The 16,791-nt window shown below is 65.6% G+C and carries 20 protein-coding genes; 12 read left to right on the top strand and 8 right to left on the bottom strand.

All coding sequences use genetic code 11. The features are described 5' to 3' along the window. Position 1: 1 nt before the first annotated feature. Positions 2-481: an SspB family protein gene (locus EEB18_RS08180; protein ID WP_187139151.1), complete on the bottom strand. Its 480-nt coding sequence runs from the start codon at positions 479-481 to the stop codon at positions 2-4. A gap of 87 nt (positions 482-568) precedes the next feature. Between EEB18_RS08180 and hisB the strand changes: the two genes are divergently transcribed. The 5 genes from hisB to EEB18_RS08155 all read left to right on the top strand — a co-directional run bounded on the left by hisB (position 569) and on the right by EEB18_RS08155 (position 4,498). Continuing rightward, positions 569-1,156 (top strand): imidazoleglycerol-phosphate dehydratase HisB, encoded by a 588-nt coding sequence (hisB, locus tag EEB18_RS08175; protein ID WP_187139150.1) that lies wholly within the window; start codon positions 569-571, stop codon positions 1,154-1,156. Positions 1,157-1,166: 10 nt separating this feature from the next. Next, positions 1,167-1,775 carry an imidazole glycerol phosphate synthase subunit HisH gene (gene hisH, locus EEB18_RS08170; RefSeq protein WP_187139149.1) on the top strand — a complete coding sequence of 203 codons (609 nt, stop codon included), beginning with the start codon at positions 1,167-1,169 and terminating at the stop codon, positions 1,773-1,775. After that, complete coding sequence (gene hisA / locus EEB18_RS08165; RefSeq protein WP_187139148.1) at positions 1,763-2,518, top strand: 1-(5-phosphoribosyl)-5-[(5-phosphoribosylamino)methylideneamino]imidazole-4-carboxamide isomerase; 756 nt, start codon at positions 1,763-1,765, stop codon at positions 2,516-2,518. The genes hisH and hisA overlap by 13 nt, the downstream gene beginning before the upstream one ends. Positions 2,519-2,594: 76 nt before the next feature. Beyond that, entirely contained in the window at positions 2,595-3,359 is a 765-nt protein-coding gene (hisF, locus tag EEB18_RS08160) for an imidazole glycerol phosphate synthase subunit HisF (RefSeq protein ID WP_187139147.1), read from the top strand. A 50-nt stretch (positions 3,360-3,409) separates the two neighbouring features. Beyond that, a complete protein-coding gene (locus EEB18_RS08155) occupies positions 3,410-4,498 on the top strand; it encodes a calcium:proton antiporter (RefSeq protein WP_056344355.1) in 1,089 nt (362 codons plus the stop codon). Between the two features lie 105 nt (positions 4,499-4,603). Here EEB18_RS08155 and EEB18_RS08150 read toward each other — a convergent pair whose 3' ends face one another. Beyond that, on the bottom strand, positions 4,604-5,740 hold the full coding sequence (locus EEB18_RS08150; protein WP_187139146.1) for a beta-ketoacyl-ACP synthase III: 1,137 nt from the start codon (positions 5,738-5,740) through the stop codon (positions 4,604-4,606). A 188-nt stretch (positions 5,741-5,928) separates the two neighbouring features. Between EEB18_RS08150 and EEB18_RS08145 the strand changes: the two genes are divergently transcribed. Further along, a complete protein-coding gene (locus EEB18_RS08145; RefSeq protein WP_056344349.1) occupies positions 5,929-6,480 on the top strand; it encodes a hypothetical protein in 552 nt (183 codons plus the stop codon). A 169-nt stretch (positions 6,481-6,649) separates the two neighbouring features. Here EEB18_RS08145 and EEB18_RS08140 read toward each other — a convergent pair whose 3' ends face one another. Further along, entirely contained in the window at positions 6,650-7,456 is an 807-nt protein-coding gene (locus EEB18_RS08140; protein WP_187139145.1) for an SDR family NAD(P)-dependent oxidoreductase, read from the bottom strand. Between the two features lie 70 nt (positions 7,457-7,526). Here EEB18_RS08140 and EEB18_RS08135 point away from each other — a divergent pair, with 70 nt between their 5' ends. Then, the gene (locus EEB18_RS08135) at positions 7,527-7,964 is read left to right on the top strand and encodes a winged helix-turn-helix transcriptional regulator (protein ID WP_187139144.1); all 438 of its coding nucleotides are present in this window, start codon (positions 7,527-7,529) and stop codon (positions 7,962-7,964) included. 133 nt (positions 7,965-8,097) lie between these two features. Here the strand turns inward: EEB18_RS08135 and EEB18_RS08130 are convergent, their stop codons facing one another. After that, positions 8,098-8,580, bottom strand: a complete 483-nt coding sequence (locus EEB18_RS08130) for an SRPBCC family protein (protein WP_187139143.1) — start codon at positions 8,578-8,580, stop codon at positions 8,098-8,100. 49 nt (positions 8,581-8,629) lie between these two features. Here EEB18_RS08130 and EEB18_RS08125 point away from each other — a divergent pair, with 49 nt between their 5' ends. Beyond that, positions 8,630-8,956 (top strand): ArsR/SmtB family transcription factor, encoded by a 327-nt coding sequence (locus tag EEB18_RS08125; RefSeq protein WP_187139142.1) that lies wholly within the window; start codon positions 8,630-8,632, stop codon positions 8,954-8,956. Between the two features lie 49 nt (positions 8,957-9,005). Here the strand turns inward: EEB18_RS08125 and EEB18_RS08120 are convergent, their stop codons facing one another. The 4 genes from EEB18_RS08120 to EEB18_RS08105 all read right to left on the bottom strand — a co-directional run bounded on the left by EEB18_RS08120 (position 9,006) and on the right by EEB18_RS08105 (position 12,757). After that, positions 9,006-10,850, bottom strand: a complete 1,845-nt coding sequence (locus EEB18_RS08120; protein ID WP_187139141.1) for a M2 family metallopeptidase — start codon at positions 10,848-10,850, stop codon at positions 9,006-9,008. Positions 10,851-10,926: 76 nt separating this feature from the next. Next, positions 10,927-11,679, bottom strand: coding sequence for an alpha/beta fold hydrolase (locus EEB18_RS08115; RefSeq protein ID WP_187139140.1), 753 nt, complete (start codon positions 11,677-11,679; stop codon positions 10,927-10,929). Beyond that, positions 11,676-12,113: a GFA family protein gene (locus tag EEB18_RS08110; RefSeq protein ID WP_187139139.1), complete on the bottom strand. Its 438-nt coding sequence runs from the start codon at positions 12,111-12,113 to the stop codon at positions 11,676-11,678. Before EEB18_RS08110 ends, EEB18_RS08115 begins: the two co-directional genes overlap by 4 nt. Further along, a complete protein-coding gene (locus EEB18_RS08105; protein ID WP_187139138.1) occupies positions 12,110-12,757 on the bottom strand; it encodes a 2-hydroxychromene-2-carboxylate isomerase in 648 nt (215 codons plus the stop codon). The genes EEB18_RS08110 and EEB18_RS08105 overlap by 4 nt, the downstream gene beginning before the upstream one ends. A 118-nt stretch (positions 12,758-12,875) precedes the next feature. Between EEB18_RS08105 and EEB18_RS08100 the strand changes: the two genes are divergently transcribed. The 4 genes from EEB18_RS08100 to EEB18_RS08085 all read left to right on the top strand — a co-directional run bounded on the left by EEB18_RS08100 (position 12,876) and on the right by EEB18_RS08085 (position 16,651). Next, positions 12,876-13,322, top strand: a complete 447-nt coding sequence (locus EEB18_RS08100; protein ID WP_056344324.1) for a MarR family winged helix-turn-helix transcriptional regulator — start codon at positions 12,876-12,878, stop codon at positions 13,320-13,322. Beyond that, the gene (locus tag EEB18_RS08095; protein ID WP_187139137.1) at positions 13,322-14,458 is read left to right on the top strand and encodes an HlyD family secretion protein; all 1,137 of its coding nucleotides are present in this window, start codon (positions 13,322-13,324) and stop codon (positions 14,456-14,458) included. Before EEB18_RS08100 ends, EEB18_RS08095 begins: the two co-directional genes overlap by 1 nt. Before the next feature lie 176 nt (positions 14,459-14,634). Then, on the top strand, positions 14,635-16,224 hold the full coding sequence (locus EEB18_RS08090; protein WP_187139136.1) for a DHA2 family efflux MFS transporter permease subunit: 1,590 nt from the start codon (positions 14,635-14,637) through the stop codon (positions 16,222-16,224). Between the two features lies 1 nt (position 16,225). Next, positions 16,226-16,651, top strand: a complete 426-nt coding sequence (locus tag EEB18_RS08085; RefSeq protein ID WP_187139135.1) for a DUF5990 family protein — start codon at positions 16,226-16,228, stop codon at positions 16,649-16,651. Positions 16,652-16,791 lie beyond the last annotated feature (140 nt).

Here is a 16,791-nt window from a genome sequence, read left to right as displayed (position 1 = left end):
CCTAGCGTTTCTTGCCGAAATCCACGGTGACGACGTTCGTCCCGTCCTCACTCGTCACGTCAGGACGATCATTGTCGGCCTCGTCATGCGGTTCGGGTTCGACGCCATCGTCGCTGACCTGGAACTGCAGCCCGAAATCGACCGACGGATCGACGAAAGCGGTGATCGCGGCATAGGGGATCGTCAGGATCGACGGGGTCTGGTTGAACGACAGGCCGACGCTGAACAGGTCTTCCTCGACCGTCAGGTCCCAGAACCGGTTCTGCAGCACGATCGTCATTTCGTCGGGGAATTTGGCGATCAGATGCGCGGGGATGTCGACTCCCGACGCCTGCGTCTTGAAGGTGATATAGAAATGATGCTCGCCGGGCAGGCTGTCATAGCCTTCGATCTGGCGCAGCACGCGGCCGACCACCGCGCGCAGGGCGTCCTGCACGATCTCGTCATAGGGAATCAGGCTGTCGCGAACGTCTTCAGTCATGGCGCAGGGGGATGAACGCCGGTCGCGTGCCGGTCAAGGGGGGAGAGTCGCCTTGCAACGCGAAAAGTGGGTGCTATGGGGTCGGCCATGCGAACCGCCACCGTCCAGCGCACGACCAAGGAAACCGACATCGCGATCGCCGTCAATCTCGACGGCACCGGCGATTATGCGGTGTCCACCGGCATCGGTTTCCTTGACCATATGGTCGAGCAATTGTCGCGCCACTCGCTGATCGACATCTCGATGCAGGTGAAGGGCGACCTCCACATCGATCAGCATCACACCGTCGAGGACAGCGCGCTCGCGCTCGGCGAAGCGGTGGCGCAGGCGCTCGGCGACAAGCGCGGTATCGCGCGCTACGGCGAAGCGCATGCGCCGATGGACGAGACGCTGACCCGCTGCGTCCTCGATATCTCGGGGCGTCCGCACTGCGTCTATAAATCGTCCTTTTCGCAGCCGCGCCTCGGCGAGATGGACACCGAGATGTTCCCGCACTGGTTCCACAGCTTCGCGCAGGCGGCGGGCATCACGCTGCACATCGAGATGCTGTACGGCGAGAACAACCATCATATCGCCGAAAGCATGTATAAGGCGCTGGCCCGTGCGCTGCGCCAGGCGGTCGAGATCGACCCGCGCAAGGGCGATGCGATTCCGTCGACCAAGGGGGTCCTCTAAGGACCGTCCGATGAGCGCCATCGCCCTGATCGACTATGGCGCGGGCAATCTTCGCTCGGTGCACAATGCGCTCGTCGCCGCGGGCGCGACCGACGTTGCCGTTACCGCCGATCCCGATGTCGTGGCGAAGGCCGACCGGATGGTGTTGCCCGGCGTGGGTGCGTTCGCCGCGTGCATGAACGGGCTTTCCGCGATCCCCGGGCTGATCGACGCGATGGAACAGCGCGTTCGCGGGCAGGGCGCGCCCTTTCTCGGCATCTGCGTCGGCATGCAATTGCTTGCCGATGCGGGCGAGGAGCATGGCACGCATCAGGGCCTCGGCTGGATCGGCGGCACGGTACGCGCCTTCACCCCCGCTCCCGGGCTGCGCATCCCGCATATGGGCTGGAACGATGTCATCCCGGCGGGCGATCATCCGGTGATCGCGGCGGGCGAGGCCTATTATCTCCACTCCTATCATTTCGCCGACGCGACCGACGTCGCGGCGACGAGCGACCATGGCGGGCTATTCACCGCGGCGGTCGCGAAGGACAATATCGTCGGCGTCCAATATCACCCCGAAAAAAGCCAGGCCTATGGCCTCGCAACGCTCGAAAGATTTCTCGCATGGCGGCCCTGACCATCTTCCCCGCGATCGACCTCAAGCGCGGGCAGGTGGTGCGGCTTGCCGAGGGCGATATGGCGCGCGCGACCGTCTATGGCGACGATCCGGCGGCGCAGGCGCGCCTCTTCGCCGCTGCGGGCGCGAGCCATCTGCATGTCGTCGACCTCGACGGCGCCTTCGCTGGGACAAGCGTCAATGGCGCGGCGGTCGAGAGCATCGTCGCGGCCTTCCCCGGCAAGGTGCAGGTCGGCGGCGGTATCCGCGACCGCGCCGGCGTCGATCGCTGGCTGGCGCTCGGCGTCGAACGCGTGATCATCGGCACCGCCGCGCTCAAGGACCCCGAATTCGTCAAATCGGCCGCCCGCGACCTTCCCCGCCGGATCGTCGTCGGGGTCGATGCGCGTGACGGCATGGTCGCGACCGAGGGCTGGGCCGATGTCTCTGACGTGCGTGTCGAGGACCTCGCGCGCCGCTTCGAGGATGCCGGCGTCGCCGCGCTGCTGTTCACCGACGTCGGCCGCGACGGCCTGCTCAAGGGCTGCAATGTCGAGGCGACGGTCGCGCTGGCCAAGGCGGTCGACATTCCGGTGATCGCGAGCGGCGGGGTCGCCGACATCCACGACATCCATGCGCTGCGCCCGCATGTTGCCGACGGCATCGAAGGCGTGATCACCGGGCGCGCGCTATACGACGGGCGGCTCGACCTTGCCGAAGCGATCGCGGTGGGCAATTCCCCTCCCGCTGGCGGGAGGGGCTAGGGGAGGGCATGTCTAAAGCGTTTCCGTCCCGAAACATGCCCTCCCCCAACCCCTCCCACAAGTGGGAGGGGAGCAGATGACCGTCCGCGTCCGCGTCATCCCGTGCCTCGACGTCGCCGACGGGCGTGTCGTCAAGGGCGTTAATTTCGTCGACCTGCGCGATGCCGGCGATCCGGTCGAAGCGGCGCGCGCCTATGATGCTGCGGGCGCCGACGAACTCTGCTTTCTCGACATCGGCGCGAGCCATCAGGGGCGGGGTACCTTGCTCGACATGGTCAGCCGCACCGCCGAAGTCTGCTTCATGCCGCTGACGGTCGGCGGCGGGGTACGCAGCGCCGACGATGCGCGCGCGCTGTTGCTCGCGGGCGCCGACAAGGTCGCGGTGAACAGCGCCGCGGTCGCGCGGCCCGAACTCGTCGCCGATATCGCCGACCGCTTCGGCAGCCAGTGCGCGGTCGGCAGCATTGACGCGCGCCGAGTCGCAGATGGCCGCTGGGAAATCTTCACCCATGGCGGGCGCACGCCGACCGGGGTCGATGCGCTGGAGCATGCGGTGCGGCTCGCCACCCTCGGCGCGGGCGAATTGCTCGTGACCAGCATGGACCGCGACGGCACCAGGGACGGTTACGACCTCGCGCTCACCCGCGCGATCGCCGATGCAGTCAGCGTACCGGTGATCGCAAGCGGAGGCGTCGGCAATCTCGACCATCTGGTTGCCGGCGTGGTCGAGGGCGGCGCGAGCGCAGTGCTCGCCGCGAGCATCTTCCACTTCGGCGAAGCGACGATCGCCGACGCCCATGCGCGGCTCGCCGCAGCGGGACTGCCAGTGCGCGTGCATTAATCCGCCTGCGAGGGGTGGTCAGGGCGGAATCGGACTGCAATAGAAGCCCGATGCAAAGCAAACTCCGCATCGCCGACCGTACCAACGACATTTTCCCGATCCTCGGCTTCGTCGCCGCGATGGCGAGTTTCGCGATGCCGCTGAACGCCTGGCTCGTCGCCTTCATCCTGATGGGCGCCGTCGTCGCGGCGGTCCATCATGCCGAGGTGATCGCACATCGCGTCGGCGAACCTTTCGGGACGCTGATCCTCGCACTCGCGGTGACGGTGATCGAGGTCGGCCTGATCCTGACCCTGATGCAGGCCGAACCCGAGAAGGCGCAGACACTGGCGCGCGACACGGTGTTCGCGGCGGTGATGGTGATCCTCAACCTGCTGATGGGGCTTTGCCTGCTAAGCGGGGCGATCCGCCACCATGAACAGCGGTTCCAGCGTACTGGTATCGGCGCCGCACTCGCGACGCTGACCGTGTTGACGGTCGTGACGCTGGTGCTGCCCAATTTCACGTCGAGCGCGCCGGGGTCCTTTTATTCCCCCGTCCAGCTCGGTTTCGTCGCGGCGGTTTCGCTGATCCTCTATGCGACCTTCGCGCTGGTGCAGACGGTTCGCCACCGCGACTATTTCCTTCCCGACGGCGATGCCGACGGGGACGGCGAACCTGATGCGCACGCCGCGCCCCCGACCGTCCAGCGCACCGCGATATCGGGCGCGCTGCTGCTCGCCAGCCTGGTCGCGGTCGTCCTGCTCGCCAAGAATTTGTCGCCGGTGATGGGCGCGCTGCTGTCCGACTGGGGCGCGCCGCCGGCGGTGCTCGGTGTGCTGATCGCGGCGCTGATTCTCGCGCCGGAAGGGCTTGCCGCAGTGCGTGCGGCCAAGGCCGATCGCTTGCAGACCAGCCTCAACCTCGCGCTGGGTTCGGCGCTGGCGACCATCGGCCTCACCATCCCCGCGGTCGCGATCCTGTCGATCATGACCGACCTGCCGATCAGCCTCGGCCTCGACGCCAAGTCGACCGTGCTGCTGTTCCTGTCGCTGATCGTGTCGGTGCAGACGCTGGCGAACGGACGGACGACGGTGCTGCAGGGGGTGATTCACCTGATGCTGTTTGCGATCTACCTGTTCACGACCTTCGTGCCTTAATGCGTCGCCCCCGCGAAGGGCGACTAGAGTGACGTGCCTCTTGTCGCGGCCGTTGGCGATGTAGCGCAAGGTCGATAGGGACCCCTGCCTTCGCAGGGGCGACGACTATGTCTTCCGAACGAATACAGTCCCTGCGCTATACCCCGCGCCGAACGAACAGATCAGCCCGGTATCTCCCGCCGCCATATCCTCATGGTTCAGGTGAAAGGCGATGATCGATCCCGCGCTCGACGTGTTGCCATAGGTGTCGAGCACCGTCGGGCTCTCGTCCTCGCTCGCCTCATGCCCCAGCACGCGCTGCGCGATCAGCCGGTTCATATTGGTGTTCGCCTGGTGCAGCCACAGCCGGCGCATGTCGGCGCCCTCAAGTCCCAGCAGTTCCATCTGCTCGACGATCAGGTTCGCGACCCAGGGCACGACCTCCTTGAACACCTTGCGGCCTTCCTGGACGAACAGCTTGTCGCTCTTCGGGCCGTCCTGATCGATGCCGCCGTGGCCGCGATTGAGGAACCCGAAATTGTTGCGGATGTTGTTCGAGAATTGCGTTTTGAGCTTGGTGCCGAGGATGTCCCAATGGCCCGTCGGGGCGATGTCCTTGTCCTCGACGAGGATCGCGGTCGCGACGTCGCCGAAGATGAAGTGGCTGTCGCGGTCGCGCCAGTTGAGATGGCCCGAACAGATTTCGGGGTTCACGACGAGCACGCTCTTCGCGTGGCCGGCGCGGATATAGTCGGCGGCGGTCTGGATGCCGAAGGTCGCCGACGAGCAGGCGACATTCATGTCGAAGCCGAAGCCGTCGATACCGAGCGCGTCCTGGATCTCGACCGCCATCGCCGGATAGGGGCGCTGCATGTTCGACGCCGCGCACAGCACCGCATCGACGTCCCCCGCGTCGCGTCCGGCGCGCATCAGCGCGTCTTTCGCCGCCGCGACGCCGATTTCGGCGAGCAGCGAAATCTGGTCATTGCTGCGGTTGTCGAGGCGCGGCGCCATATGTGCGGGGTCGAGGATGCCGGCCTTGTCGACGACGAAGCGCGACCCGATACCGCTCGCTTTCTCGATGAACTCGACGCTCGATTCGGTCAGTTCCGCCACATCGCCCTTTGCGATGGCCTGTGCATTTTCCCTATTGTGCAGTGCAACATACTGGTTAAAACTGGCGACAAGTTCTTCGTTGGAGATGGCTTCGGCGGGGGTAAAAAGGCCGGTCGAGGAAAGTACCGGCTGCGGTGCGTGCGACATGATGGCTCTCGTGTGTCAGTTTCAAGACACGCTGATTAGGCTCCGTCGCGGCATCGCGCAACGCCCCCGAGCCGGATGAACAATCGCCAACGTCATGGTTAACCGGCCACTAACCATTTTGGTGGCAGACTGCCTAATTGCAGGCCTCCGGGGGGATGGCTCCCCGGGCGCCGTGCGGGAGCATGACCATGGCGACGCGTTCTGGACCAGCAGCCGGCGAGCTGTCCTTTGCGGAAATCAAGGAATTTGCGGGCTTCCCTGCGGCGACGCAGCGCTACATCCGCCGCTCGCTCGATATCGGGCTCGAGCGCGACGATGCGATCAGCCGCTGGTCTCGCGACATGGTCGAGGAGACCGCGATCCGCGTCCAGGCGCGCGTCTATCAGCGGATCAACGAAATTCGCGCGCATATTCCCGATGACAGCGGCCTCGACGCGCTCGAACATTTCATGGCGCCGCTCGTCGCGGTGTCGGCCTTCGATCTCGGGCAGGACCGCCTGCCGGGCTTTGCGTCCTACCGCTTCCTCTATGAACGACTGCTCGGCGCGCATGCGCGGCCGTGGCTGCCGGGTGCCTTTTGCGCGGCGGCGTCGCTGCCGCACCTGCACCCCGACAAGCGCAAGATCCTGCTCCAGTCGATCAGCGAAGCGGCGGCCACCGCCCCCGGCTGGTCCGCGCGCGAGCCGAGCTTCTACCCCGAATGGGTCGAGAAGATCGACGAGACCAGACCGGCGAATTGAGAGCGCGGTCCGCTTTGGAGCGAGAAGCGGACCCTTTTTTCCGTTCGCGTCGAGCGAAGTCGAGACACCCCGAAGGCGTGCGCTACCGATGGGTGTCTCGACTTCGCTCGACACGAGCGGGATTTGAAGGGCGGTTTGTCCGCAACCGACCCTTTCCCGCCGCTCGGGGTCAAGCCGCTTGCGTGGTCCGATACCGCCCCGCCACCTCGCGGCGCGACAGCCCCGGTCCCATCGCCAGCCGCGCCGCCTGATAGGCATCCCACTGACCTTCGTCGGCGAGCGGCGGGATCGTGACTTCCTCGCCGCGATCGAGACCGGTCAGCGCCGCATCGACCAGGTCGCCGGCGTCCATCACCATCTCGGCCGGAAACGTATCGATATCCTTGCCCGACCGTTCCCAGATTTCGGTGCGCGTCGCGCCCGGCAGCACTGCTTGCACCAGCACCCCGCGTTCGCGGACGCTGTTCGCGAGCGAAACGCTGAGGTTGAGCAGGAACGCCTTCGACCCGCTGTAGACACCTTCGAACGTCTCGGGCGCCAGCGCGAGCACCGAGGCGATGTTGACGATCTTGCCCGTGCCGCGCGCGGCGAACGCCTTGCCCGCCGCGATCGCCAGCCGCGCCGCGGCAGTGATATTCAGCGCGATGATCGTCTGGATCTCGCTCGTGCCGTTTTCCAGCGTTCCGCCGTTCAGCGACATGCCGGCATTGTTCACGAACAGCGCGATGCCCGTATCGTCGATCAGCCGCTGCTCGATCCGCGTCACATCGTCGCTTTTGGTCAGGTCGGCGGCGATCACGTCGACCGCGACGCCGTAATCGGTGCGCAGCTTCGTCGCGCGCTTCTCCAGCTGCACGCCGTTGCGCGCGACGAGGATCAGGTCGTGGCCGCGCTTGGCGAGGCGGTCGGCATATACGGCCCCAAGGCCGGTCGAGGCGCCCGTGATGAGGGCGGTTCCCTGGATTTTGTCGGTCATCGTCTGTCTCCTTTTGCTGGCCCCAAACGGGTCACTTGCAAAATGATAGTAACTGCTCCATATCCATTCAATGACCGACGATGAAAAAAATTCGGGCACCTGCCCGATCGACCGCGGCCTGACGCTGATCGGCGATCGCTGGTCGATGCTGGTGCTGCGCGACGTGCAGCGCGGCTTCACCCGCTACGATCAGATGCGAACCAGCCTCGGCATCGCGCCGAATATCCTCGCACGCCGCCTCACCGCGCTCGCCGAAGCGGGACTGCTCGAAAAGCGCCGCTACAGCCAGCGCCCGCCGCGCGACGAATATCTGCTCACCGAAAAGGGCCGCGACTTCCTTCCCATCCTCGCCGCGATCGGCGCATGGGGACGCAAGCATAATGGCGGCGGCGCACTGACCCGCCAGATCGACGTCGAAACCGGCGAGCCGATCCGTCCGGTGGTGATCGACGCCAACACCGGCGCACCGCTCGGGACGCGCGAACTGAGGATCGAATATCCGGACTGAAAGCCGGCAGCCTCTTTCTCGTCATCCCGGACTTGATCCGGGATCCATCCTTCCGACGTCGCGTGAATGGATCCCGGATCAAGTCCGGGGTGACGAAGGGGGATGGCTTCGCCTCGATTGCCTAGCCATCTCGCTACACATACATCCCGTCGCGCAAATTGATCCCGTGCTCGATCCAGACCTTGAGCGCGCACAGCATCTGCGACCAGCCTTGGCAATTGCCATAGGATGCGCTGAGCGCCCCTTGGTTCTCGCGCCAGCCTTCCTCGGCGATCTCGACGAGCGTGCGGCCGTCGTCGAGCCCCTTGAAGCTCATCGTCACGCGCGTGCGGTAATCGGCATCCTTGAGTTCGCCGCCCTCCACGTTAGGCGCCTCGCCCTCGTTCGCCTGCCATTCGAGGACGATCTTCTCGTCCTTCATCACCTCGATCACATAGACCGGGAAGGCGCCGGGGAAGTCGTGGAAGTCCCATGTCACCGTCGCGCCGGTCTCCAGCCGCCCTTCGGCGCCCCCGGTGGTGAAATAGTTGGACAGTGTCGCGGGGTCCGCGACCGCCTCGAACACCTCATGCACCGGCTTCGCGATCCGCGCCGCGACTCGAAACTTCAGCTCCATGGTCGATTCTCCGCTTGCTTATCTTCACAATATGTTATAAATTTATAACATGTCAATCCACGAAGAATATGACAAGACTTTCAAGGCTTTATCGTCGCACATTCGCCGCCAGATGCTCGACACCCTCCGCGACCAGCCGCTGACGACCGGCGCGATATGCGCGATGTTCGAGCAAATCGACCGCTGCACCGTGATGCAGCACCTCAAGGTTCTCGAAGAAGCCGGTCTCGTCATCGCCGAGCGCCGCGGGCGCACCCGCTGGAACCATCTCAACGCGATGCCGATCCAGGACATCCACGACCGCTGGATCGGCCCGCACGCCGCCGCCGCGACCGCGCGGCTCGCGCGCTTCAAGCAAAGCCTCGAAGCCCAATGAAAATGGCCGGGGAATTACCTCCCCGGCCATCCTCGTTACGTCGAACCGGTCACCAGCCGGTCGGCTTGCCCTTGTTCTGCTCGTCGAGCCAGGCTTTCAGCGGCGCGAAATATTCGGCCATCGCCTTGCCCGACATCTCACGCCCGCCGGTGAAGGCTTCGAGCGCGTCGGGCCAGGGCTTCGACGCGCCCATCTCGAGCATCGCATTGAGCTTCGCGCCAACCTCCTTGTTGCCATAGAAGGAGCAGCGGTGGAGCGGACCCTGCCAGCCCGCCTGATCGCATGCCGCCTTGTAGAACTGGAACTGCAGGATGCGCGCGAGGAAATAGCGGGTGTAGGGCGTGTTGCCCGGGATATGATATTTGGCGCCCGCGTCGAAGCCATCGGCCGGCCGCTCGCTCGGCGGGACGATACCCTGATACTGGGTCCGCAACTGGGTCCACGACTTGTTGTAATCGGCGGGCTTGATCGTGCCGTCGAACACCCCCCAGCGCCAGCGATCGACGAGCAGGCCGAAGGGCAGGAAGGCAACCTTGTCCATCGCCTGCCGCAGCAGCAAGCCGATATCTTTGTCGGCGCTTGGTACCTTCGCTTTGTCGAGCAGGCCGATGTCGACCAGATATTGCGGCGTGATCGACAGCGCGACGAAATCGCCGATCGCCTCATGGAAGCCGTCGTTGGCGCCGTTGAGGTAGAGCGTCGGCTGGTTCTTGTAAGCGCGCTGGTAATAATTGTGGCCGAGTTCGTGGTGGATGGTGACGAAGTCGTCGGCATTCACCTTGATGCACATCTTGATGCGGATATCGTCCTTGTTGTCGATATCCCACGCCGAGGCGTGGCAGATCACTTCGCGGTCGGCGGGCTTGGTGAACTGGCTGCGCTTCCAGAAGGTTTCGGGCAGCGGCGCCATGCCGAGCGAGGAATAGAAATTCTCACCCGCCTTGACCATGTCGAGCGGGCCCTTGCCCTGCGCGGTGAGCAGGTCGCCGATGTCGTAGCCGAGGTCGCCCGCACCTTGGGGCGCGACGAGCGGATAGATATTGCCCCATTCCTGCGCCCACATATTGCCGAGCAGGTCGGCACGGATCGGGCCGGTCTTGGGCTGCACCGCATCGCCATATTTCTCGTTGAGTTTCCAGCGGACATAGGTGTGCAGCGCCATGTAGAGCGGCTTCACTTCCTGCCACAGGCGCTCGGTGGTCTTGGCGAATTCCTCGGGCGGCATGTCGTAGCCCGAGCGCCACATCGCGCCGGTGTCGGCAAAGCCAAGTTCCTTCGACCCCGCATTGGCGATCGCGACCATGCGGGCATAATCCTTGCCCATCGGTGCGCCGACATTGTCGTGCCAGCTCGTCCACATTTCGGCATATTCGGCCGGCGTGTGGTTCAGGTTGCCCATCTCGGCCTCGATATCCGATCCCGAAATTTCCTTGCCGTCCAGCGTGCCGCGCCCCTTGCCATATTGAGATTGCAGGTTGGTCGCGATCTGGTTGAGCTCGGTCGCGGCACCGGGCTTGGTCGGCGCAGGCAGGACGAGACCGTTCCGCAAGATGTCGAGTTTGCGCCTGGTGTCGGGGCTGAGGCCGGGGGCGGTGGCAAATTTCGCCGCCTCGAGCGCATATTTGACCGCCTTTTCGGTCCCGACCGCGTTGATCCGCGCCGCCATCGCGTCGGTGTCCTCGGTGATATAGGTCGCGTTGACCCAGTTAACCTGGCTGCTCTCGACCGTATAGTCGAACAGGTCCTTTTCGGCCGCCGCGACGAAGGCATCGGCATCGGCGGCGGTGGGCTTGGCGCTCTGCGCGGACGTGTCCGCTTTCTTCTCGGCTGCCAGCGCAGGGCCGGCCAGCGCGAGCGACAGGGCAAGCGACAGCGTCGAAATCATGGCTTTCATGGGGGGTGTATCCTCGGGTCTGGTGGTTGCGCTCTATGGCGCTATGACACCAGCTTGGACCCGCCCGCCAGCGTGGTCAAGCCGCGAGGAAGGCGGCCATCGCTTCGCCCATTTCGGGTTGGGTGACGCTCGACATGTGGGTGCCGGGGATGGTGACTAGCCGTGCATCGGGCAGCGCCTCGGCCAGCTCGGGCGCCGAGCCATTGTCCTGGTCCTGCTCGCCGCAGACAAGCAGGGTTGGCATCGTCAGCGCCGCGAGCGCTTCGGGCGCCGTGTCGGTGAAGCTGTCGAGCAGATGGCCCGCCGCGATGCGATCGACCTTCATCGTCTTCATGAACTGGATCGAAAGCCAGGTGTCGTCGCCGCGCTTTGCCGTCTCGAAATCGGCGATCACGCGCTTGAAGAATTGCCCGCGCCGCTGCCAGCCCGCCAGCCCTGCCAGCCCCATGCCGCCAAGGATCAGCCGACGGGGTTTCATGCCCGCGACGACGGCGCGCGTACTGGTGCGCGCGCCTAGCGAGAAGCCGCCAAGGTCGAAATCGCCGAGGTCGAGATGGGCGACCAGATCCTGCAGGTCGTTCACCAGTACGTCGGGTGGATAATGCCAGTCGTCGTGCGGCGCATCGCTCGACCCGTGCACGCGCAGGTCGGGCATGATGACGCGAAAGCCCTCGGCGGCGATGCGGGCGGCGGTGCCGAATTTGATCCAGTTGACCTCGGCGCTTGAAAACAGGCCGTGGAGCAGCACCACAGGGCGGCCTTCGCCCAGTTCGCGCCAAGCGAGGCGCACCTCGTCGCGCGCTTCGAAAAACTGCGGTTCGATCGTCATGTCGCGTCTTGCACCTTGGCCCAGCGTTGCTGCAGCGGCGCATAGTCATCGGTGCGCATTTCGGGAAGCTCCTCGCCGGCGGTCCAGCCATGGACGCGGCTTTCGATCCCGAAATGGCTGGTGAGCGACACCGCACCCGGATCGTCGAGGGCGCCGACGGTCAGGTCGATCTTGGGACTGTCGGGATAATCGAAGGTCAACGGCGTGCCGCATATCCCGCAAAAACCGCGTCGGCCAAAGGGCGACGACATATAGGCCGCGCGTTCGCCTTTCCACGCCACGCTGTCCTTCGTGACGTTCCAGAAGGCGGCGGCGACATTGCCGAGCGCGCGCTGGCACATGCGGCAATGGCACCAATAGGCGTCGCGGCCGGCGTGCGTGGTCGAAAAGCGCACCGCGCCGCACTGGCAGCCGCCGGTCAGGGCCTCGCTCATCGCGGTTGCAGCCCTTTCTGCTCCATCCGCCAGCGCGCCATCTCGATGCGGTCCTGGCCGAAGAAGGGTTCGCCGTCGAAGACGAGCGTCGGTACGCCCCAGTGGCCCGCGATTTCAAGCGCCACCTGATTGGCGGCGATTTCGGTGTCGAGGGCCTCGGCATCGTGCACCGCTTCGGCATCGAGGTCGGCGAGATCGAGCCCCGCGCGGCGCGCGGCGCCGGCGAGATGGTCGCCGAGGTGCCAGTCCTGCGCGCCGCCCCAGATGAGCTGCGCCGCCTCATGCGCGAAGGCGAGGCTGCGACCGCGGCGCGACGCGGCCTGGCCGAGGCGGGTGAGGCGGTAGATATAGGGCTGCTCGGCGGCGATCTCGCGCGTCATGACATTCTGGACGATCGGGTCAGGCCGCGGCGGGCCGAAGGGGATGCCGTGAAACTGCGCGACGCGGATCATGTCGCGCATCGTGTAGCTGAGCCAATTGGGATGGTTGCGTTCGAAGAAGTCGGGCTGGCGGATCGCGAGCGGATAGACCGGGCGCAGGTTGATATCGACATGATGGCTCGCCGCGAGCGCGCGATAGCGGCCGATGCAAAGGTAGGAATAGGGCGACCGGAAGGACCAGAAGAGATCGGCGGTGAGGGTCATGGGGGTATCTTAGCGCGGCCGCGTAATTTGTCGATCATCGCGCATATCGCGGATGTTGGCGAAGGGGCCGCGCAGCCTGTGGTTGCGTTTAGTAGCAACTGCTATTATATCGCATGCCATGAGTGAGACGATCGGATTCCTGCTGAACGACACCGCGCGGATGTTCCGCCGCACGTTCAATGCGCGCACCCGCGAGAGCGGGATCACCGCGCTGCAATCGCGCGTGCTGACCTATCTCGCGCGCTATCCCGGCATCCGGCAGGGACCGCTCGCCGAACTGATCGAGGTCGAGCCGATCACGCTGTCGCGGATGATCGACCGGCTGGAGGAGTCGGGCCTGGTCGAACGGCGCGCCGACCCGACCGATCGCCGCGCGTGGATGCTCCACCTGACCACCCAAGCCGAGCCCTTGCTCGACCATTTGCGCCAGACGGCGAAGGCGGTCGTCGCCGAAGCCACCGAGGGCATGAGCGACGCCGAACGCGCGCTGCTCACCGACCTTGTCGAACGCGTCCGGACCAATTTGTCGCGCCGCGAATGCCAAAAAGAAAAAGAGACCGCCTGATGGACCAGCTTTCCCCCAACCGCCCGACGGCGGAAGATCCCAAGCCGCCGAAAGCCGCGCCGAAAGCCGCGCCGAAGGCCGACCCCGTGCCCCCAGTGACCGCGGCCGCCGCCGAGGCCAGGGACGCGCCCAAGTGGCGCACCCGCATCCTGATGTTCGGCCTGCCGGCGCTGCTGATCGCGGGCGGTGCCGGCTGGTGGCTGACCAGCGGCGGATCGGTGTCGACCGACAATGCCTATGTCCAGATGGACAAGGTGTCGGTCGCGGCCGAGGTCGGCGGGCGGATCACCGAAGTCGCGGTTCGCGACGGGCAGGATGTCACGGCGGGGCAATTGCTGTTCCGCATCGACGGCGAACCCTATCGGCTGAACGTCGCGCAGGCGACCGCCGCGATCGACGCGGCGCAGGTCGAGGTCGGCAATCTGTCGGCCAGCGCCAACACCTCCGCCGTCGACATCGCGGCGGCACGCGAGGATGTGAAATTCGCCGAGGTCACGTTCGGCCGCCAGGCGGCGCTGATGGAAAAGGGCTTCACCACCAAGGCGGCCTATGACGCGTCGCGCCACGCGGTGGCGCAGGCGCGCGAGCGTGTGCGGCAGGCCGAAGCCGCCGCCGCCGAGGCGCGCACCAAGCTTGCCGCCGGCCCCGCGAGCGGGATCAACCCGCAGGTCGAGGCGGCGCGCGTCCAGCGCGCGCAGGCCGAGGTCAATCTGGGCCGTACCGATGTGCGCGCGCCTTACGCCGGCCGCGTCGCGCAGGCCGACCGGCTGCAGATCGGCCAGATGATGGTGCAGGGCCTGCCCGCGGTGACGATCGTCGACACCGCCCATCCGTGGGTCGAGGCCAATTTCAAGGAAACCGACCTTGCCAATATGCGCATCGGCCAGCGCGCCGAAATCAGCTTCGACGCCTATCCGGGGCTGAAGATTCGTGGCCATGTGCTGACGATCGGCGCGGGGACGGGCAGCGAGTTTTCGGTGCTGCCGGCGCAGAACGCCACCGGCAACTGGGTCAAGGTGACCCAGCGCGTGCCGGTGAAGATCGCCTTTGACGAAAAGCCGTCGCGCGACATGATCGCCGGGCTGTCGGCCGATGTGCGGGTGTTTACGGGCGATGGTGCGGTGGCCGGGAAGTAGGCGGCAATGCCGGGCCATTCCAATCGTCGATCCTCCCTGTCGCGAAGCGATGGGGAGGTGGCAGCGCGGAGCGCTGACGGAGGGGCCTTGGCGCTGCCGTCGCGGCCCCTCCACCACGCCCTTTGGGCGCGGTCCCCCTCCCCATGGCTTCGCCACAGGGAGGATCTGTTCTAGCCATGGCCTCGCGCTCGTTCCCCCGCCGTTCGCCCGCAGCGACGCTACCCGCCGACGACGATCGGCCCTTGCACGAGCGTGTCCGCTATCGCGGGTTGCTGATGGTCGCCGTCATGGGCGCTTCGATCATGCAGATTCTCGATACCACCATCGCCAATGTCGCGATCCCGCACATGCAGTCGGCGCTGGGCGCGACGAGCGAGACGGTGACCTGGGTGCTGACCAGCTATATCCTCGCATCGGCGATCGCGATGCCGATCACCGGCTGGCTCGCCGACCGCATCGGGCGGCGCGAATTGTTCCTCGCCGCGATCACCGGTTTCATCATCACCTCGATGGCGTGCGGCGCCGCGCAGTCGCTCGAACAGATGGTGGTCTTCCGTTTCCTGCAAGGGATCAGCGCCGCCTTCATCGGGCCGCTGTCGCAATCGGTGATGCTCGACATCAATCCGCCCGACAAACAGGCGCGCGCGATGTCGATCTGGGGCATGGGGATCATGGTCGGGCCGATCCTGGGGCCTTTGCTCGGCGGCTGGCTGACCGAAAGCGCCAATTGGCGCTGGGTCTTTTACGTCAATTTGCCGGTCGGGCTGCTGACGATCGCGATGATGTGGGCGCTCCTGCCCGCGACGAAGAAGAGCGATCGCAAGTTCGACCTGTTCGGCTTCTCGATGCTCGCGCTGGGGCTTGCGTCGCTGCAGTTGATGCTCGACCGCGGCGCGCATCAGGACTGGTTCGACAGCATCGAAATCTGGATCGAATGCGGCGTCGCGGTCGCGTGCCTGTGGATGTTCCTCGTCCATATGATCACCGCGCGCGCACCGCTGTTCAACCGCCAGATGCTCGCCGACCGCAACCTCGTCACCGCGATGGGTTTCATGATCGTGATCGGGGTGGTGATGTTCGCGTCGATGGCGCTGTTGCCGCCGATGCTGCAGAATCTGTTCGGCTGGCCGGTGATCGACACCGGCGTCGTGCTCGCGGTGCGCGGGGTCGGCATCCTCGCCAGCATGTGGTTCGCGGGGCAGATGCTGGGCAAGATCGATGCGCGCTGGATGGTGGGTTCGGGCTTGCTCATCGCCGCGCTGTCGCTGTGGCAGATGAGCCACTGGTCGCTCGAAATGGGGATGCAGCCGGTCATCATCAGCGGCATCGTGCAGGGACTGGGCATGGGGCTGATCTTCATCCCGCTCAACACCATGGCGTTCGCGACGATCCTGCCGCAGTATCGCACCGACGGGTCGAGCATCCTGAACCTGCTGCGCAGCGTCGGCGCGTCGGTCGGCATCTCGACCGTCACGACGCTGCTCGGCGCCAATATCCAGCGCAGCCACGAGGATCTGGCGAGCCATGTCACCAACAGCTCGGTTAGCCTGCTCGACCCGTCGACAGCCGACCGCTTCGGCATCGCGGGCGACACCGCGCTGGCGATGATCAACGCCGAGATCAACCGGCAGGCGGCGATGGTCGCCTATATCGACGATTTCTGGTTGATGATGTGGGTGACGCTGGCGTCGATCCCGCTGGTGCTGCTGCTCCGCCCGCCGAAGCCGGGGGCGGCAAAGGCGTCGATGGCGGATATGGGGCATTAGGATGGCGCGCGTGGACCAGCATGAGGTTCGAATGCGGATCGTCATCGACCGGCCGGTACCCGGCGTGCTCCACAGCCTGCAGGGCAGGGACGGCGGCCCCCTCGATGCCAGAGCGTCGGACGCGGGCGAGCCGCTGGCCTTCGATTTCGCTATCCGCGTCGGACCGGGGCCGAAATTCCTTGGCGATCAGGTGCGGCGCGAGGGACCCCAGCGGCGCTTCGTCTATATCCGCATCGGGCAGATGGCGGGTGACCCGTCTTCGCCATGGTCCCGCCGGATGAAGATCGACATCCACGACATCGGACAGGCCATGCTCGACGCCGCGGCGACGGATGGCGGGCGCATCGCGATTTCGGTGGACGGAACCGGCAAGGACGGCACGCCCGCCTGCGCGACGGTGGCGGTTACCGGGCGACGACTGGTTTGAGAAGGGGGCGAGGGGCGCCCCTCGCCCGCCGATGCTGGATATCGGGCATTGCGGCTAGCGGCGGTTTTGGGGTGGGCAGCGGACGTCGCCTCATTTCCCATCGTCATCCCGGACTTGATCCGGGATCCCGCTCTTTTAAA

The organism is Sphingopyxis sp. OPL5, assembly GCF_003797775.2.
Taxonomy (GTDB): domain Bacteria; phylum Pseudomonadota; class Alphaproteobacteria; order Sphingomonadales; family Sphingomonadaceae; genus Sphingopyxis.
Note: the sequence above shows the minus strand (reverse complement) of the source record. Positions and strands in the feature narration are given on the sequence as shown.